Origin of the sequence: Mesorhizobium sp. KR2-14 (assembly GCF_040049255.1) — a bacterium.
In the GTDB taxonomy this organism is placed as follows: Bacteria; Pseudomonadota; Alphaproteobacteria; order Rhizobiales; family Rhizobiaceae; genus Pseudaminobacter.
In genome coordinates this window covers 586,047-604,358 of sequence record NZ_JBDZDR010000001.1, presented here as the reverse complement: position 1 = coordinate 604,358, position 18,312 = coordinate 586,047, and the positions used below count along the sequence as shown (strand labels likewise).

Here is an 18,312-nt window from a genome sequence, read left to right as displayed (position 1 = left end):
AAAGGCCGGGCGCGCTTGGCCCGGCCTTTCGAATGTTGCCGGCGGTGCCGGCCCCCAACAGCTCTGGGCCTAGGGAAGAACTCCCATGATCAGGGCGCCTATAACAGCGAATGCAGCGCAAATCATCAATGCGTTGATCGGCCGTGCAAGTCCCATAACTAGCCTCCTGTTTGAGCTAATGGGGCCGGAGTCTAGGGGACTTTGAGCCACAGGCAAGCACAAATCATGCTGCAATGCGACACATATGGCCCGAATGCGACCCCACCTGTCGGCCTTAGCCTTTGAAAAAATTGATCAAAAGCCGCCTTTGGACTTGTGAATAAATTGTGGCGGAGTGTCGTCTTTTTTGCGTCGAATCCGCTCCAGAACCCTGCCATCGATCGTCAGCAGGCCGATGCCGATCAGCGCCATGCCGGCCAGTTCGACTGCTTCCAGCCGCTCCCCGAGGAACATCATGCCGAGCAGGGCAGCACTTACCGGCACGACCAGCGTGACCAGCGAGGCGTTGGTGGCGCCGGCGGAGGCCACGAGATTGAAGAACAGGATGTAGGCGAATGCGGTGGACAGCAGCGCCAGCGCCAGCACCGCGGCCCACACCGGGGGGCTGGCAGCGAACAGGCCGGAAGTGCCGTGTACCAGCGCCACCACCGGGACCATGATGACGGCCGAGGCGGCAAGTTGGCCTGTGGCGACCACCGGCGGAGGTAGCACGCGGAAGCGCCGCGCCACGATCAGCGCCACGGCATAGGAAAGGGCGGCGCCGATCAGCGCGAATTTCGCCCACACCGGGCCGCCCAGCCCAGCCAGCAGGCCGGGGCCGATCATCACCGCTGTGCCGGCAATGCCAAGCAGAATGCCGGCCAGCTTGTTGCGCGTCAGCTTCTCGTCGTCGGTGAACAGGTTGGCGACGATCAGCGTCCAGAACGGCGTAGTGGCGTTGAGAACCGCAGCGAGCCCGGCGCCGAGCTCTGTCTGGCCGAGGAAGATCAGCGAGAAGGGGATGATGTTGTTGAGCAGCGCCAGCGCGAAGAACGGGGCGATGTAGGGCAGCGCGAGCCGGATCGAAGGCCCGCGCAGGCCCAGATAGACGAGCAGCGCAACAGCGGCGATCGTCACGCGGAACAGCACCAGCACCAGCGGCTGGATTTCGGCGACCGCGATGCGGGCGAAGAAGAACGAGCCGCCCCAGATCGCGCCGAGCAGCAGCAGCTGCCCCCAGTCGCTTGCGTTCATCGTCGTCCGCGCCCTGCCGGCGATGGAACCTGTGCCCATTAAAAATCCCCTCGGAGCTGCGCCGGTGCAATGAAACTCGCTCATCCCGATGCAATTGGGATGGAGCAGGCGCCACTTTCTGCCGGACCAGAATCCCGGTCTCGCTTCAGCGCGCCGGGCTGGGCGAGGTCTAGGTGGCTGGGGTCTTGCCCGCCACCCGTTTCTTGCCCGCCGGCGCTTCCTTCCCGATCAGGTCCAGAAACTCGGCCTGGGCGCGGGTCAGGTGCCGCTCCTTGTGGCGTATGGCCAAAAAGCGCCGCTTCGGGAAGCAAAGCGGCATCTGCACCAGCCGCCCTGCGGCCACCGCCGCCTCGGTGACGAAGCGCGACATGGCCGTCGCGCCCGCGCCAGCGATGACGGCGGTGCGCACCGCCTCGTTGGAGGAAAGCTCCAGCGCCACGTCGAGTTCGCCCGGTGCGATGCCGAGCCCCTCCAGCGCCTCCTCGAACGCGGCGCGCGTGCCCGAGCCCGGCTCGCGCAGCACCCAGCGGGTAGCCGTCAGGTCGGCGGGGGCGATTTCCGCGCGCTTTGCCCAGGCATGGCCCGCACCGACCACCAGCACCATCTCGTCCTCGGCAGCCGGCATGACCGAAAGGGCAGGGTCGTCGATCTCGCCTTCCACGAAGCCGAGATCCGCAAAACCATCGCGCACGCTTGCCGCCACCTGCTCGGTATTGCCGATGGTCAGTTTCAGGGAGATGCCGGGATATTGCGTCTGGAAGCGATGCATGAAGGGCGGCAGCCAGTAGTTTGCCACAGTCTGGCTGGCGGCCAGATGCAGCGAGCCGCGCTTCAGCCCGGCGAGATCGGCCAGCACGGCTTCGGCGGAGGCAGCGCGTGCCAGCACCGCGCGGGCCTCGACCAGAAACAGCCGCCCTGCCTCGGTGAGCTCGATGCGGCGGCCGACCCGGTCGAACAGTCTTGTCGCGTGCCGCGCCTCGAGTGCCGCGATGGCCGCGCTGGTGGCCGACTGGGTCAGGTTCAGGTCGCACGCGGCGCGGGTCACATGCTCGCGCTCGGCCACGGCAACAAAGATGCGGAGCTGCTCCAGTGTCATGGGCGCAGCTCCGGGTGGATCACCCCACCAGCTTGATCAGCGTCAGGCTGAAGCCGGCGATGAAGATGAAGGCAGCCAGACCCAGCAGCAGCGGGCGCAGACCTTTTGCCCGTAGCTTGCGGATGTCGGTCTCCAGCCCCATGGCGGCCAGCGCCACGCTGAGCATGAAGGTCGTGGCCATCACGATGACGCTCCTGGCCTCGGCCGGGATGGATACCACGCTGTTGATGCCGACCAGCGCGATGAAGCCCAGCACGAACCACGGCACCGGCGCCTTGGCGGCTGCATGGTCCTGGCCAAGCTTGGCCGCGCGGCGCGTGGCCATGAAGCCGAGCGACAGCACGACGGGCGCAAGCAGCATCACGCGGCTGAGCTTTGCCACCGTGCCGAACTCGCCGGCAGACTGGCCGCCCTGGAAACTTGCCGCCACCACCTGCGCGATCTCGTGGATCGAGGCGCCGGCCCACAGGCCATATGCGTGGGCGTCCAGCCCCAACAGCGCCGGCAGCAGCGGGTAGGCGAACATGGCGATCGAGCCGAATACGGTCACGCAGGCCACCGCATAGGCCACGTCCTCGTCCGGCGCGCGCGTCACCGTGTTGGTCGCGATCACCGCCGAGGCGCCGCAGATCGACGTGCCGGCGGCGATGAGTTCGGCAAGCTTCGGCTCCACACCCATCGCCCGGCCGAGCCGCACGGTGAAGGCGAAGGTGGCGACCAGCGTCGCCACGATGATGGTGATGCCGGCAGCGCCCACTTCCGCGACCTGCGCCGCCGTGAGCTGCAGGCCAAGCAGGATGATGGCCAGCCGCAGCACGCGACGCAGCGAGAACACCACGCCAGCCTTGGCGCGTGCCGGCGTGCCGACGAGATTGTGAAACGCGATGCCGATGAGAATGGCGAGGATCATGGGGCTGAATAGGGCCACGCCCGGCACCTGCCGCAGTCCGAAGGCGGCCGCTGCGATTGCCACCGTCAGTGCCAGCCCCGGCACTACGCCCAACGCTCGCTGCCCCATGCCTGGTGCAGCTTGGGTCGGCATCAAGGCGGCGGGCGCGGCAATGGGCGTGTCGTGGGTGGAAAGCGCGGTCATGGCTGAAAATCCGGTTTGTTCTGGCCATGGTCTCGCTCAATCCAATCAATCGATCCAACGCATTGTATCGTAGAAACCGTTCGTTAAAAACGAATGATGGTGGCAAGGAAGTGGTTTCCCTTCACTGGACGCATGCTCTAAGTTTTCACCCGGGGGCGATCCGGGAGGACGCATGCAGCAATTCGAGAATGCGAAGGCCGCCGCTCTGGCCCTTCGTCCCGACGATCCGGTCTATTGCTTCCGGCCGGAGGTGCTGAAGGCCGACGCGCGCGGCTTCATGGGCATGTTTCCCGGCAAGACCGCCTATGCGGTCAAGACAAATGGCGAGCAGCTGGTGCTGAAGACACTTGTGGAGGCGGGCGTCACCGCCTTCGACGTCGCATCGCCCGGCGAGTTCGCTGCCGTGCGCGCGGTCTCAGCCGACGCCGAGATGTTCTACATGCATCCGGTCAAGGCGCAGTCCGACATCAGGCTGGCGCTGGAAAAGTACGGCATCCGCTCAATCGCTGTCGATCACGAGGACGAGGTCACCAAGCTTGGCCGCATCGTGCAGGCGCTCGACATCGATCCGGGCACGCTCACCGTCTTCGTGCGCATCCAGACCAAGGGGCAGGCGGCCTATGAGCTGTCGAAGAAATTCGGCGCCGGCCCGGCCTATGCGGTCGAGCTCGGCCACCGCCTGCACCGCCACGGCTACCGGGTCGGGCTCTGCTTCCATGTCGGAAGCCAGATCGAGGACCCGGACGTGTACGAGCGGGCGCTGGCCTCCGCCGACTGGGTGCGCAACCGGCTGGGCTTCGAGATCGCCGCGCTCGACGTCGGCGGCGGCTTTCCGGCCGAATACGGCGAAGACCCTCGCCGCAAGAAGCGCGAAATGCCCTCGCTCGGGCAGATCATGTCACGCCTGCGGGGCGATCTGCGCGAATATGGTTTTGACGAGGTGCAGCTGGTGGCCGAGCCGGGCCGGGTGATCGTGGCGCGCGCCTTCTCGCTCATCGTGCGGGTGCTGTTGCGCAAGGGCCGTCGGCTCTACATCAACGACGGCATTTGGGCTTCGCTGTCGGACAGTTGGACCGGCAAGATCACCCTGCCGGCGCGTTTCATACCGGATCCGGCCATCCGCTCGCGCAACGGGCTGGAGCAGAACATCGTGCCATTCAAGGTCTGCGGCGCGACCTGCGATTCCGTCGACATACTGTCGCGGCCGTTCTGGCTGCCGGAAACCATCGACACCGGAGACTGGATCGAGATTGGCCATATCGGCGCCTATTCGCTGTCGCTGCGCACGCGCTTCAACGGTTTTTATCCCGACACTTTCGTGGAAGTGACCACACCCTTCGAAGAGGGCGAGGCGCCGCAGGGCCTCGCCAGCCTCGAAACCATGGCGGATTAGCGCACCGCGCCTCCGCCGTTGGGATCAGTCCATGTCGTCCTTGTCGGGTGCGGCGGCGTGGTCGCGCCGGCCCAGCAGGATCTCGCGCTTGCCGACATGGTTGGGCGCGCCGACGATGCCTTCCTTCTCCATGCGCTCGACCAGCGAGGCGGCGCGGTTGTAGCCGATGCCCAGGCGGCGCTGGATGTAGGAGGTGGAGCACTTCTTGTCGCGCAGCACCACCTTCACCGCTTCGTCATAGGTGGAATCGCCGTCCTCGGCCGCCACCGATCCCTTGTCGAAGACGGCCTGGTCGGCCTCGGCCTCTTCCTCTTCCTCGTCCGCCGTCACGGTCTCGAGATATTCGGGGCGGCCCTGCGTCTTCAGATGCGCCACCACCTGCTCGACCTCGTCGTCGGAAACGAAGGGGCCGTGCACACGGGCGATGCGGCCGCCGCCGGCCATGTGGAGCATGTCGCCCTGGCCGAGCAGCTGTTCGGCGCCCTGTTCGCCCAGGATGGTGCGGCTGTCGATCTTCGATGTCACCTGGAAGGAGATGCGGGTGGGGAAGTTGGCCTTGATCGTGCCGGTGATGACGTCGACCGACGGGCGCTGCGTGGCCATGATCAGGTGGATGCCGGCCGCGCGCGCCATCTGCGCCAGGCGCTGGATGGCGCCTTCGATCTCCTTGCCGGCGACCATCATCAGGTCGGCCATCTCATCGACGATGACGACGATGTAGGGCATCGGCGCCAGGTCGATTTCCTGCTCCTCGAACAGCGGCGCGCCGGTGCCCTTTTCGAAGCCGGTCTGCACCTGCATCACCACCGTCTCGCCCTTGTCGCGGGCAACGGCTGCGCGCTGGTTGTAGCCGTCGATGTTGCGCACGCCCAGCCGTGCCATCTTGCGATAGCGGTCTTCCATTTCGCGCACGGCCCATTTCAGCGCCGTCACAGCCTTCTTGGGGTCGGTCACCACGGGCGTCAGCAGGTGCGGGATGCCGTCATAGACCGACAGCTCCAGCATCTTGGGGTCGACCATGATCAGCCGGCATTCCTGAGGCGTCATGCGGTAGAGCAGCGACAGGATCATGGTGTTGATCGCCACCGACTTGCCCGAGCCCGTGGTGCCGGCCACCAGCAGGTGGGGCATCTTCGCCAGCTCGGCGATCACCGGCTCGCCGCCGATGGTCTTGCCCAGGCACAGCGCCAGCTTGCAGCCGGTCTCACGGAAGTCGTGGGATTCGATCAGCTCGCGGAAATAGACCGTCTCGCGCGTCTCGTTCGGCAGTTCGATGCCGATGACGTTGCGGCCGGGCACCACTGCAACGCGTGCGGAGATGGCGGACATCGAGCGGGCGATGTCGTCGGCCAGGCCGATAACGCGGGAAGACTTTACGCCCGGCGCCGGCTCGAATTCATAGAGCGTGACGACGGGGCCGGGGCGGACATGGATGATCTCGCCCTTGACGCCGAAATCTTCCAGCACGCTTTCCAGAAGGTCGGCATTCTGCTCCAGCCGCTCCTGCGACATGTAGAAGCCCTGGCCAACAGGCGGCTCCTGCAGCAGTTCCTCGGAAGGGAATTCGTAGCAGTCTTCCGTGCCTGACTGCTCCGCGCCCACGGTGATGGTCCGGGGCGAAGTCGCGCGGGCGACTGGAACCGGCATGGTCACGCTCGCCTTTTTGGCGGGCTCGAATGCGACGACATTCGCGTTTGCCGCCACCGGCGCCACGACGTACTTCGGGGCTGGGGCTGCACCAGCGGTCACGGCTGGCGTCGCAACTTCCGCTGCGGGAGCGGCAACGACAGCCTCGGCCACCGGAGCAGCAGCATCCGCGGCGGGGGCAGCCGCGGCATCCGCTGGCGAGGCGGCAACGGCGATTGCTTCCGCGGGCGTGCTGGCAGTTTCAGCTGCTGGGGCGGTGGCGACCGCCTCCACAACGGGTGCCGCTGCAACGATTTCCTCTGTCCGAATCGCAGCGGCGACCTGCGTCTCCTGCACCGTGGCGTTCGTGGAAACCTCGACGTTCTTCTCGCCCTCGGCCGGAATGGCTGCGGCGACCGCCGCCTCCGGCAGGGCAGGGGAGGCCTGCGCGGCGGGGGTGCATTCGATGATGCGGAACAGCGAGGTGATTTCCGCCACCTGAGCCGGGCGCGTTTGCTGCGGCAGTGGGGTCGCTGGAGCCGCGGCGACAGCAAAACGGCTCGGTTCGATGGTCGGCAAGGGCGTAAGTTCCACCATGCCTTCCGGCGGCAGGAACTCGAAGAAGGCGTGGTCCGACAAGCAGGACCAGAACGCGCCGTTGCTGTCCGCCTGGATTTCCACCTCGACAGGCTGCGAGACGGGCGCTTCCTCGGCTACCTGCGGCGCAACAGGCACTGCTACATTGGCTGCGGAAGACAGCACCTGCGCCTTTTCCACGACGCGCTCCAGCGAAGGGGTCTTGGCGGCTGGCATCGTGCGCGTTTCACGCCTTGCCGCCGCGTCCGCAGCCGCGGGCTGAACGGTTGCCGCGCGGGGAGCCAGTCCATTCGTCGGCGCCGCGGTCCGGGCGACGCTCGGCGCAGGCGAGGCGGCCTGTGCTGCCGGCCGCTGGGCTGCGGCCATATTCGCTGTCGATTCGCGCTGTCCGGCATTCTCCTCGCTACCCTGCTGCTCTGCGCGGCGCTTCGGCATTTCGCGCTCGGGCGTGCGAGTGAAGCGCACATTGGGCGCCAGGAAGAAATGGTCCTGCAGCGGCGAGCGGGTGAAGAATTCGTCCGTTCCAGGTTTTGAATGGGTCTGCGTGGCCTGCCACGCCGCGCCCCACGAATCCCGGCCGGGTGCCGCAGCCGGGTGTGGCTGCCTGGCAGTGGCCGTGTTGTTGCGCGCGCTTTCGAAGCGATCTGCCTCGCCTTGTTCGTGCGAATTCAGGTTCGAAAAGTTTGTGCGGGGAAAGCTCATGGATCCTGTACTCAAGACTCGGGCGGGGAGACGTCTGAAGAGCAATAGGAACCGAGTGGTTAACAGTTTCTTCTAGTCGGATGCCTGGTCGAGCGAAGGCGGTCATGCACTTCGCTTAGGCCCTCCGGTGTGCGGAAAATGGCACGGTCTTTGACGGGAGCAGCCGGAAACGAAAGAGGCCACGCGTTGCACAACGCGTGGCCTCTGGGAAAAGCGATTTCTGCCTTCTGGCCTAGAGATTTGCCAGCAGCTCTTGCGTCGGCCAGCCGTCAACGGGCAGGCCCAGCCGAATCTGTTCCTGGCGGATCGCTTCGCGGGTGTTGGTGCCCAGAATGCCGTCGATGCCGCCGACGTCGTAGCCCTTGTCGTGCAGCTTCTGCTGCAGCGCCTTCATCGCCTCGCCCGTTAGGCCTTCCTGCGGGGTACGCTTGTCGAAGGGAGGCTCCCCGGCCAGCCGGGCGGCCAGGTGCGCGGCCGTCAGCGTGTAGGTGATCGACTGGTTCCACTCGATGTAGATGTCGAAATTGTCGTAGCCGATGAAGGCCGGGCCCTTGTGGCCCATGGGCAGGATCACGCCGGCTTTCAGCCCGTTGTCCTCGAGCGGGTTGCCATCGCGGTCGGTCACGCCCCAGGCAGTCAGCTGCGAGATCGGCAGCTTGTTGGTGCGGCCGGTTTCTTCCCAAGGCATGTTGTCGGGCACGCGCACTTCCTGCAGCCAGGGCTCGCCGCGCTTCCAGCCGCGCGCCTGGATTTTCTTGGCTGTGGTCATGATCACATCGGGCGCGCTGTTGCGCAGGTCGACGATGCCGTCGCCATCGCCGTCGACGCCGTTCTCCAGATAGTCGATGGGCAGGCTCTGGGTCTGGCCGATCTCGCCTGCCCATGCGCCCTTGACGTCGGCCGGCACCACGCCGCGCTCGATCAGCGTCAGCAGCGGCACGATCTGCTTGCGGAAGAGTTCCGGCCGGCGGCAATCATGCGCCAGCGTCACCAGCGCGTTCAGCGTCGGAAAATCGCCCTGCACGGCGCCGAAGTCGGTCTCCAGCGCCCAGAAGGCGGCGATCACCGGACCCGGCACACCGAACTCCTGCTCCGCGCGGGCAAAGACATCGGCATATTTCTGCAGGTTGGCCGCGCCGTGCTTGAGCCGGTAGTCCGAGATCATGCGGGCGGAAAATTCCAGGAAGGTCTGGGTGAAGACGCCCTGGGCGCGGTCGCGCTGCAGCACCTTCGGGTTGAGCTCGGCCTGTTCGAGCGCCGCCAGCCCCTTGCCGCCGATGCCGGCCGCAACCGCTTCGGCGCGCATGGCGCTTTTCCAGGCATTGAAGTCGCCGCCGCATTCCTGCGCCATGGCCGGCCCCGCCGCAAATGCGACCAGCGCCACAGCCAGCGCCTTCATCCGCACCATCATCATGACCACTCCATTCATGCCCATGATTTCGCGTCATTGTGTGCCCGATGGACATGGCAAAATGCGGGCAGCCGGGCCATACCTCCGGTTGCGCGCGGAGGGAAGCGGGATTTCGCGGATCCGTAGGCTCGAGGCCGCATTTTCGCAGCCTAGCGGGCGTTTTCCCTCAGCCACTTCTTCCAGGCGGCCTCGGAGCCGTTGAAGACGTTGACGTCGGCCTTGCCACGAATGCCGGGAACCACCCCTGTGCCGGTGTACTGCCAGAAGGTGAAGGGGTGGCTGCCATAGCGCTCGCTGGGGTGCCCGGCCACCGAACGCAGCCAGTAGGGATAGCCGCGGAAGCCGGCCAGCTGGTTGTCATCGAAGAAGTCGATCGAGGTGTAGATGATCGGCTTCTTGCCGTAGTGCTTCTCCACGATCTCGAGGAAGGCCCTCATCTCGCTGCGCACCGTGGCCGGGTCGGGCCTCAGCTTGCAGGTGGGCGATTGCGGGTTCCATTCCATGTCCAGAACCGGCGGCAGGGAAGAGCGCTCGCGCGGGACGTTGCGGATGAACCAGGCCGCCTGCTCCGTCGCGGGGCGGCAGAAATAGTAGAAATGATAGGCCGCGCGTGGCACGCCGGCCGCCTTGGTGGCGTTCCAGTGCTCCTCGAAATAGTCGTCCACGCGGTCGCCGCCCTCCGTCGCCTTGATGAAGGCAAAGGAGATGCCACTGGCCTTGGCCTGCCGCCAGTCGACCGAGGTCTGGTATTTCGACACGTCGGTGCCGTGCACCGGGTGCTCCCACGGCGTGCGCCCGCTCCAGTCGTGCGGCTTGATGTCGTCGAAGCGCGGATAGCGCACCATCACCTCGCCTTGCGTGATGGTCTGCGAGGTGAGGCGCTGGTTGCCGACTGGCGCAAGATCGTCGACCGAGGTGCATGCGCCGAGCGCGCCAAGCAGGATGAGGGCCGCAAGACGGCGCATCGCTTCTCCTTCGGGCCCGGCGGGCAAATGTGCCCGCGGCCTGGCAATTGATGATTTGGCTTGCCGGGTGCGCGCGCATGCGCGTGGCCGGCCTTGTGCCGTTTTCGCGCAACATGGTTGATTATTGGTTGATGGCGCTCGACAGGCCGCGCGATTTGCGTGACGAATGGCGGCCGGCTAGGGTCGGCAACTGCGTGGGAGGGCAGGAGAATGGGCGGGCTCGCAAGATTTCTGAAATGGCTGCTCGGGCTTGTCGTCCTGGCGGTGGTGGCGCTTGCCGTCTGGCTTGCCGTGGCGCCGCCGGCGCTGATCCGCGTGGCCGCGGGCTACACGGCCAAGATCGTCTGCTCCAACGTCTTCGTCGCCGGGCGCGACCCTGAAGAGGTGCTGCGGGTCGACGTGCAGGCGCCCGGCCACCCGATCCTCCGGCTGATTTCGGTGGATGTCGACAACGAGACCGGCACCGTCTCGGCCGCCTTGTTCGGCTGGTTCGGCGAGGGGCTCGCTGTCGCGCGCGACAATGGCGGCTGCGCCACCGTGCCCGATGGCAATGTGCAGACGGCCAAGGCGTTTTCGCTCGTGCCGCCCTCGCAGGGCACCAAGCCCGACGAATTGTGGCCGGTGGGCGAGCGTGTGGAACCGTCGCAGAACCCGATCGTCGCCACCGTACTCGACGACGAAGGCGCGACCGGTCCCGGCATGCGCGCCGTGGTGGTGGTCAAGGACGGCCGCATCGTCGGCGAGCGCTACGGCACCGGCTTTTCGCAAAACACCCCGCTGCTCGGCTGGTCGATGACCAAGACAGTCAATGCCGCGCTCATCGGCACGCTGGTGAAGGCCGGCAAGATGTCCATGGATGCAACAGGCCTGTTCGAGGGGTGGAAGGGCGACGCGCGCGAAAAGATCAGCCTGGCCGACCTGATGGCGATGTCCTCCGGTCTCGAGTTCAACGAGGATTACGGCGATGTCACCGACGTGACGCGCATGCTCTATCTGGAGCCCGACATGGCCGGCTTCGCCGAGGCCAAGCCGCTAACCGGGGAGGTGGGCAAGGTCTGGAGCTATTCCAGCGGCACTTCCGTGGTGCTGTCGCGCCTTTGGCAGCAGGCCCTGGGCGACAAGGCGCAGGCGCTGGCATGGCCGCGCAAGGCGCTGTTCGATCCGCTGGGCATGCCCAGCGCCATCCTTGAAACCGATGCGCGCGGCACCTTCGTCGGCTCGTCCTATCTCTACGCCACCGCGCGCGACTGGGCGCGCTTCGGCCAGTTCCTGGTCGACGATGGCGTCTGGAACGGCGTGCCACTGCTGCCCGCCGGCTTCGTGTCATGGATGCGCGAGCCTGCTCCCGCCTCCGGCGGACGATACGGCCGCGGCCAGGTCTGGCTGCAGGGCCCGGATGGCGGGGACGACGCCGGCGACGAGCCCGAAACGGGGCTCGACCTGCCTGCCGACACGTTTTGGCTGCTCGGCCATGACGGCCAGTCCATGGCCATCATTCCGTCGCAGAAGCTCGTGGTACTGCGCCTCGGCCTGACGCCTTCCCGGCTCGGCTACCGGCCGCAGGCCATGGTGGCCGCGCTGGCCAGGGCGCTGGAGCAGGGGCTCTAAGCCCCCACCACCGCCTTCACCGCATAGCCGCGATAGAGCGCCTCGAAAAACACGCTCGAGGCGCGTTTTCCCGCCTCCGCTTCCAGTTCCTTGCGCAGGGTCGCCCGTGGCTCGACATGGAATTTTGCCAGCCACGCCCGCAGCATCGCGCGAAACCAGCGCGGCAGGCGCTCCTGCTCGCCGAAATCCACGACATGCAGCGAGCCCCCGGGCCTAAGCACCGCCATCGCCGCGCTGAGGGTCTTTTCCCAGCCGGGGATCATCGACAGCGAGTAGGAGACGAAAACCCGGTCGAATTTTTCGACCCCGAACAGCGTTTCGGCATCGAAATCCGTGGCGTCGCCACGCGCCAGCGTCACGCGGGCGGCAATGCCCTCGCGGTCGATCGCGGCCTTCGCCGTCTCCAGCATCTCCGCCGAAATATCGAGGCCGTAGAAGCGCGCTTCCGGATAGCGCCGGGCCGCCAGCACGATGTTGCGGCCGGTGCCGCAGCCGAGCTCCAGCACGGTGCCGCCGGGCGGAACGCCCAGCCCGTCGATCATGCGGTCGCGGCCCAGCAGGTAATATTTGCGCGTCACGTCGTAGATGTGGCGCTGGTGCCGGTAAATGCGGTCCATCAGGCCGGAATGGTCCGTCGCGCTCATCGCCAAAACCTCTCAGTTCTTCACATAGAGGTGGAAGCCGCCATAGATCGCCGAGCGGTCGCGGGCCGTGAACTCGCGCGACTGCTCCGCTTCGTAGCGCCACTGGTCGAGCAGGGCGGGCGAGAGGCGACCGGGCAGCAAGCTCGGCTCGGCGGCAGTGCGGAAGATCACGCGCGCGCCGCTCGCGGCAGTGCGGCTGATCTCGCTCCAGAGCGCGTTCAGCTGCTCGTCGCTCATCCAGTCCTGCGCGTCGAGCAGCACGAAGCGGTCGACGGAGCCGGCGGCCTTGCCTGCCAGAAGCTCGGTGAAATTGGCGTGGTGCACGCTCACGCGGTCGAGGTTTTGACGGATCGCGCCGTAGTTCTCCGCTTCCAGATAGGCGGGCAGCGCCGCCTCGCCGGGGGCGGGATAACGGCGGGCCAGCGCCTGCCAGGCGAAATAATTGTCCTTGAGCGCAAAGTGGCAGGTCAGCTTTTCCAGCCGTGCTGAAAGCACGTTCGCCATGGTGCCGTCGCCGGAGGTGATCAGCTTGTCATATTGCGCCGGCGGAATGCCGAGGCCGAACAGCGACGATTTGCGCGAGGTCGCCCAGCGCACCAGCCGACGGCGGAAGATCGGCTCCAGCCGCTCCTCGAAGAAGCGGCGCTGCTCGGCGATCGTCTTGGCCGACATTATGTCGGAAACATTTACGCCATAGAGGCGGGCGGTGCGGTGGCCGGCAGCAATGAACAGGCCGAGCAGACCCTTGCGATAGAAATTGTCATCGAAGGCGGCGATGCGGCGCTTTCCGCGCCAGTTGCGCTTTTCCCAATAGGCGCGGCTGGTCCTGTCGAGATGCGGCGCCACGAACTGGTCGTAGGCGGCGGAATTATGCCGGTTGCCGGGGCTGCCGAAAAATCGGAACAGGTCGGCCTGCGAGGGCAGGTGGGCCACCGCGGCCAGCTTCATGCGGTTCAGCGCGATGTGGGCGGTGTTGAGGTCGACGGCATCGATATGCGCCGGCGAGCGGGTGAGATAGGCCAGCACGTTGCAGCCGCCCGAGGCGATGGTGACGACGCGATGGCCTTCGCCCAGGGCCATGGCCTCCATGTCGACGTCCGGGTCTTCCCAGATCTGCGGATAGACGAGACCGGAAAACAGCAGGGTGAACAGGCGCTCCGAAATCCCTTCCTTCGACAGCGGGCGGTTGCGATGCACCGCCTTACCAAGGCGCTTGTTGCGGGCGAAACCGATTTCCGAGGACAGGTCGGTCATGGCAAGGCGATTCCCCGTTTGCTTTGCTGCAAGCGGGTAACGCAGGGGCATGACATGCCGGTGACAGTTGGGTGCGGAGCGCTTGGAACGGGCTCGGCGCTCTTGATTGGATGGCGGCGCGGCCGCCCCACCTCGTCATCCTCGGGCCGGAGCACGAGCGACAGCGAAGTGCGAAGGTTCCGGGGACCCATGCCGGTCGGTCAAAACTGCCGCTGCGGTAAAGGTCGATCCGCGCAAATCGCTGCGCTCCCTCCGCCGGGATGGCGCTTGGAAAAGCCGCGATCAAAGCCGGGATAGTTTGCTGACGCCGAACCTGCCTCGGACTGCCGGTTGCGAGTCCGAGGCCTGGGTCCCCGGAACCTCCGCACTTCGCTACGCTCGTGCTCCGGCCCGAGGACGACGGGGTTGAAAGGCTCCGGCAAACCCTCAACGCCTTCTCCAGCAACCTTAAACGAGTCGAGACCAAGGTACCCGGCAAACCCTCAATGCGGCGCGTTCGCGCCGGCCGTCCCACTTCGTCATCCTCGGGCCGAAGCACGAGCGACAGCGAAGTGCGGAGGTTCCGGGGACCCATGCCGGTCGGCCAAAACTGCCGCAGCGGTGCAGAAAGGGGGAGGGAAAGGCCCTCACGCCCCTCCAAACCCTCCCGCCGTCGGCGTGGTCACGATCACCGCCTCGCCGGGTTCCAGCACCGTCTGGTCGCAGGCCTTGAGCGTCTCAATGGTGCCGTCGTTGCGGCGCACCTGGGTCGAGCCGACCTGGCCGTCGCCGCCGCCTTCCAGCCCGCGCGGCGGATGCGAGCGGTGCGACGACAGGATCGCGCATTCCATCTTCTCCAGGAAGCGGATGGTGCGGCGCGTGCCGTCGCCGGCGTGCCATTTGCCCTTGCCGCCCGAGCCATCGCGGATATGGAAATCCTCCAGCAGGACGGGGAAGCGCAGTTCGAGGATTTCCGGGTCGGTCAGGCGCGAGTTCGTCATATGCGTGTGCACGCCCGACGTGCCGTTGAAGCCGCGGCCGCTGTTCATCTGGCCAGCCGGCGAGCCGGAGCAGATCGTTTCGTAATACTGGTACTGCTTGTTGCCGTAAGTGAGGTTGTTCATCGTGCCTTGCGCGTTGGCCAGCGCGCCCATGGCGCCGAACAGGGCGTTGGTGACATGCTGCGAGGTTTCGACATTGCCGGCCACCACGGCGGCCGGATAGCTCGGCCGCAGCATGCAGCCCTCCGGAATGATGATGTTGATCGGCCGCAGGCAGCCGGCATTCATCGGGATCTGGTCCTCGACCATGACGCGGAAGGCGTAGAGCACTGCCGCACGCGCCACGGGCTCGGGGGCATTGAAATTGTTCTTCATCACCGGCGACGTGCCGGTGAAGTCCACCGTCGCCTCGCGCTTGTCGCGGTCGACGGTGATCTTCACCTTGATGACCTGGCCGGTGTCGGTCGGGTATTCGTACTCGGCGGTGTCGGGCAGGCGCTCCAGCACACGGCGCACGCTTTCGGCGGCGTTGTCCTGCACATGGCCCATATAGGCGTTGACCACGTCGAGCCCGAAATGCGCCACCATCTTGCGCAGCTCGGCTACGCCCTTTTCGTTGGCGGCGATCTGCGCCTTGAGGTCGGCGATGTTCTGGTGCGGGTTGCGGGCCGGGTAGGGGTGGTCGGTCAGGAGCCGCAGCAGCTCCGCCTCGCGGAAGCGGCCGCGTTCGACGATGCGGAAGTTGTCGAACAGCACGCCTTCCTCATCGACCGTGGTGGCCAGCGGCGTCATCGAGCCGGGTGCCGTGCCGCCGACATCGGCGTGGTGACCGCGCGAGGCGACCCAGAAGAGGATTTGTCTTGCCTGCCCTCCGCTATGGCTCCGGGCGTTCGTCGCTTCAATCGACAAATCGTTGTCGATTGATCGGCCTTCGGCCGATCGCTCCTCACCGTCGAACACCGGCGTCACCACGGTGATGTCGGGCAGGTGCGTGCCGCCATTATAAGGAGCGTTCAGCGCAAAGACGTCGCCCGGATGGATGTCGCCTTCGTTGAGGCGGATAATCGTCTCCACCGAGCGGTCCATGGAGCCCAGGTGCACCGGCATGTGCGGAGCGTTGGCGACGAGCGCGCCGGTGCGGTCGAAGACGGCGCAGGAGAAGTCCAGCCGCTCCTTGATGTTGACTGAGTAGGCGGTGTTCTGCAGCGTCACGCCCATCTGCTCGGCGATCGACATGAACAGGTTGTTGAACACCTCGAGCATGACCGGATCGGCCTCGGTGCCTAGGGCCGCCTTGCGGCGCTTCTTCTGCGTGCGGCGCATCAGCACGTGGTCCTTGGCCGTGATCTCGGCCCGCCAGCCCGGCTCGACCACGATGGTCTGGTGGCTCTCGATGATCAGCGCCGGCCCGTCGATCTTGTTGCCGGGCGAAAGCGCCTCGCGGCGGAAAACGCCGGCGTCGTGCCAGGCGCCTTCGCCATAGATCCTGCGCGTTTCGCCGGGCTGCGGCGTGGCTTCGACAACGGGCCGGTCGCGCTCGTCGCGGCCGCGCCCGCTGGTGTCGGTGCCCTCGACGCCGACGGCTTCGACGATCATCGGCTTGTTGTCGTAGATGAAGCCGAACTGGGCCTTGTGCGCGGCTTCGAAGTCGGCAATCGCCTGCGTCACCGAGCCGGCTTCGAAGTTGACGGGCAGGGCGGTGTCGGTGCCGTCATAGCGCACCTGCAGAACCGGGCGCGAGGCGACGTGGGCTTCGGCGATGCCCTGGCTGGCGAGTTCGGCGAGCACGTCCTTGCGCAGCGCCGCGATCATCTCGTTGACCGCGTCGAGCGAAGCTTCGGCCAGAGGCTTCAAGAGCGCCTGCTGGCGCGAGGCGAAGACTGACGAGAGCCCGATGCCATAGGCCGAGAGCAGGCCGGAGAAGGGATGGATCAGCACCGCCTCCATGCCGAGCGCATCGGCCACCAGGCAGGCGTGCTGCCCGCCCGCGCCGCCGAAGCAGTTCAGCAGATATTCGGTGACGTCATAGCCACGCTGGACGGAGATCTTCTTGATGGCGTTGGCCATGTTCTCCACGGCGATGGTGACAAAACCTTCGGCCACCGCCTCCGGGCTGCGGCCATCGCCGATCTCGGCGGCCAGCGCTTCGAATTTCTTACGCACAATCTCAGTGTCGAGCGGCTGGTCCTGGTGTGGACCAAAAATCGCCGGGAAGAAGTCGGGCTGCAGCTTGCCCAGCATGACGTTGGCGTCGGTGACGGCCAGCGGCCCGCCGCGGCGATAGCAGGCGGGGCCGGGATTGGCGCCGGCCGAATCCGGCCCGGCGCGGAAGCGGCCGGCCTCGAAGTGCAGGATGGAACCGCCGCCGGCGGCGACGGTATGGATGCGCATCATCGGCGCGCGCACGCGAACGCCCGCCACTTCGGTATCAAAGGCGCGCTCATATTCGCCGTCATAATGGGCAACGTCGGTGGAGGTGCCGCCCATGTCGAAGCCGATCACCTTGTCGAAGCCGGCAAGCCTGGCCGTCTCGACCATGCCGACCACGCCGCCGGCCGGGCCGGACAGAAGCGCATCCTTGCCCTGGAACATGTCGGCGGCGGTGAGGCCGCCCGACGACATCATGAACATCAGGCGTGGAGTTTCCCTCCCCCTTGAGGGGAGGGTGGCGACGAAGTCGCCGGGTGGGGTCATCGCCGCGGTGCTCGGCGTCGTTTGCTTAGGGTCGCGGTGGGCAGGACCGCCCCCCTCTGTCGCCTGCGGCGCCGTCTCCCCCTCAAGGGGGGAGATCTCCAGCTCGCCAGCCACCTGGCTCACATAGCGTGACAAGATCGGCGACAGATAGGCGTCCACGACGGTGGTGTCGCCGCGCCCGACCAGCTTGACCAGCGGGGAGACCTCGTGGCTGACCGAGACCTGGCCAAAGCCGAGATGGCGGCAAAGCCTGGCTACGGCCTGTTCGTGCTCGGGGAACTTCCAGGCGTGCATGAAGACGATCGCGACGGCGTCGATGCCATCCCGCATCGCCTGTTCGATTTCAGCTTGCACAGAGGCGATGTCGAGCAGCTTTTCCACGCAGCCGTCGGCGCGCACGCGCTCCCCAACTTCGATGACACGTTCGTAGAGCTGCTCGGGAAGGATGATCTCCTTGGCAAAAATGTCCGGCCGCGCCTGGTAGGCGATGCGCAGGGCATCGCGAAAACCCTTGGTGATGAGCAGCAGCACCCGGTCGCCCTTACGCTCCAAAAGCGCGTTGGTGGCAACGGTGGTGCCCATCTTGATGTCGCCGATGCGCTCTGAGGGGATCGGCTGGCCGGCCTTGACTCCGAGCAGGTCGCGGATGCCCTGGATCGCGGCATCGCGATAGGCCTCGGGGTTTTCGGAGAGAAGCTTGCGCGGATGCAGCCCGCCCTCGGGATCGCGGCCGATGATGTCGGTGAAGGTGCCGCCGCGATCGATCCAGAAATCCCATTTGGCCGCGTTCATGATCTTCCTCGACAGACGTTTGCTCACGAGCAGCTTATTGCAGCGATGTCACGGCAACTTCAATGCCGCAGCACGGGACGCGGCGCTCCTGAGCCCGCAGCGCAGGCCGGTTCTGACAAAATGTTTCCTTGCGTCAGCGTAAGTGACGCAACCCGCATGGGAGCTTTCTCATTCTAGCCAGGACAGCCCGGCAGACCGGGCTTTGCCCGCGAAGGAGATTTGTA

General features: G+C 66.1%; 11 protein-coding genes. 2 read left to right on the top strand and 9 right to left on the bottom strand.

Annotated elements, in window-relative coordinates; genetic code table 11:
- Positions 1-294: 294 nt before the first annotated feature.
- From ABLE86_RS02825 to ABLE86_RS02815, 3 genes are all read right to left on the bottom strand, one after another.
- A complete protein-coding gene (locus ABLE86_RS02825; protein WP_348777385.1) occupies positions 295-1,272 on the bottom strand; it encodes a DMT family transporter in 978 nt (325 codons plus the stop codon).
- Positions 1,273-1,402: 130 nt separating this feature from the next.
- Entirely contained in the window at positions 1,403-2,329 is a 927-nt protein-coding gene (locus ABLE86_RS02820) for a LysR family transcriptional regulator (protein ID WP_348777384.1), read from the bottom strand.
- Positions 2,330-2,348: 19 nt separating this feature from the next.
- Positions 2,349-3,371 carry a YeiH family protein gene (locus ABLE86_RS02815; RefSeq protein WP_348777732.1) on the bottom strand — a complete coding sequence of 341 codons (1,023 nt, stop codon included), beginning with the start codon at positions 3,369-3,371 and terminating at the stop codon, positions 2,349-2,351.
- A gap of 223 nt (positions 3,372-3,594) precedes the next feature.
- On the opposite strand from ABLE86_RS02815, the gene ABLE86_RS02810 reads away from it, so the two are divergent.
- Positions 3,595-4,815, top strand: a complete 1,221-nt coding sequence (locus ABLE86_RS02810; RefSeq protein ID WP_348777383.1) for an alanine racemase — start codon at positions 3,595-3,597, stop codon at positions 4,813-4,815.
- A gap of 24 nt (positions 4,816-4,839) precedes the next feature.
- Here ABLE86_RS02810 and ABLE86_RS02805 read toward each other — a convergent pair whose 3' ends face one another.
- From ABLE86_RS02805 to ABLE86_RS02795, 3 genes are all read right to left on the bottom strand, one after another.
- Positions 4,840-7,740: a DNA translocase FtsK gene (locus ABLE86_RS02805; RefSeq protein WP_348777382.1), complete on the bottom strand. Its 2,901-nt coding sequence runs from the start codon at positions 7,738-7,740 to the stop codon at positions 4,840-4,842.
- Positions 7,741-7,972: 232 nt separating this feature from the next.
- Positions 7,973-9,151, bottom strand: a complete 1,179-nt coding sequence (locus ABLE86_RS02800) for a lytic murein transglycosylase (protein ID WP_348777731.1) — start codon at positions 9,149-9,151, stop codon at positions 7,973-7,975.
- A gap of 149 nt (positions 9,152-9,300) precedes the next feature.
- Positions 9,301-10,116: a GH25 family lysozyme gene (locus tag ABLE86_RS02795; protein WP_348777381.1), complete on the bottom strand. Its 816-nt coding sequence runs from the start codon at positions 10,114-10,116 to the stop codon at positions 9,301-9,303.
- Between the two features lie 210 nt (positions 10,117-10,326).
- On the opposite strand from ABLE86_RS02795, the gene ABLE86_RS02790 reads away from it, so the two are divergent.
- Positions 10,327-11,724, top strand: coding sequence for a serine hydrolase (locus ABLE86_RS02790; RefSeq protein WP_348777380.1), 1,398 nt, complete (start codon positions 10,327-10,329; stop codon positions 11,722-11,724).
- On the opposite strand, the gene ABLE86_RS02785 is transcribed toward ABLE86_RS02790, so the two are convergent.
- The 3 genes from ABLE86_RS02785 to ABLE86_RS02775 all read right to left on the bottom strand — a co-directional run bounded on the left by ABLE86_RS02785 (position 11,721) and on the right by ABLE86_RS02775 (position 18,088).
- A complete protein-coding gene (locus ABLE86_RS02785; RefSeq protein WP_348777379.1) occupies positions 11,721-12,368 on the bottom strand; it encodes a class I SAM-dependent methyltransferase in 648 nt (215 codons plus the stop codon). The two genes, ABLE86_RS02790 and ABLE86_RS02785, sit on opposite strands and share 4 nt — an antisense overlap.
- A gap of 12 nt (positions 12,369-12,380) precedes the next feature.
- Positions 12,381-13,673: a DUF3419 family protein gene (locus ABLE86_RS02780; RefSeq protein ID WP_348777378.1), complete on the bottom strand. Its 1,293-nt coding sequence runs from the start codon at positions 13,671-13,673 to the stop codon at positions 12,381-12,383.
- Positions 13,674-14,248: 575 nt separating this feature from the next.
- The gene (locus ABLE86_RS02775) at positions 14,249-18,088 is read right to left on the bottom strand and encodes a hydantoinase B/oxoprolinase family protein (protein ID WP_348777377.1); all 3,840 of its coding nucleotides are present in this window, start codon (positions 18,086-18,088) and stop codon (positions 14,249-14,251) included.
- Between the last annotated feature and the right edge of the window lie 224 nt (positions 18,089-18,312).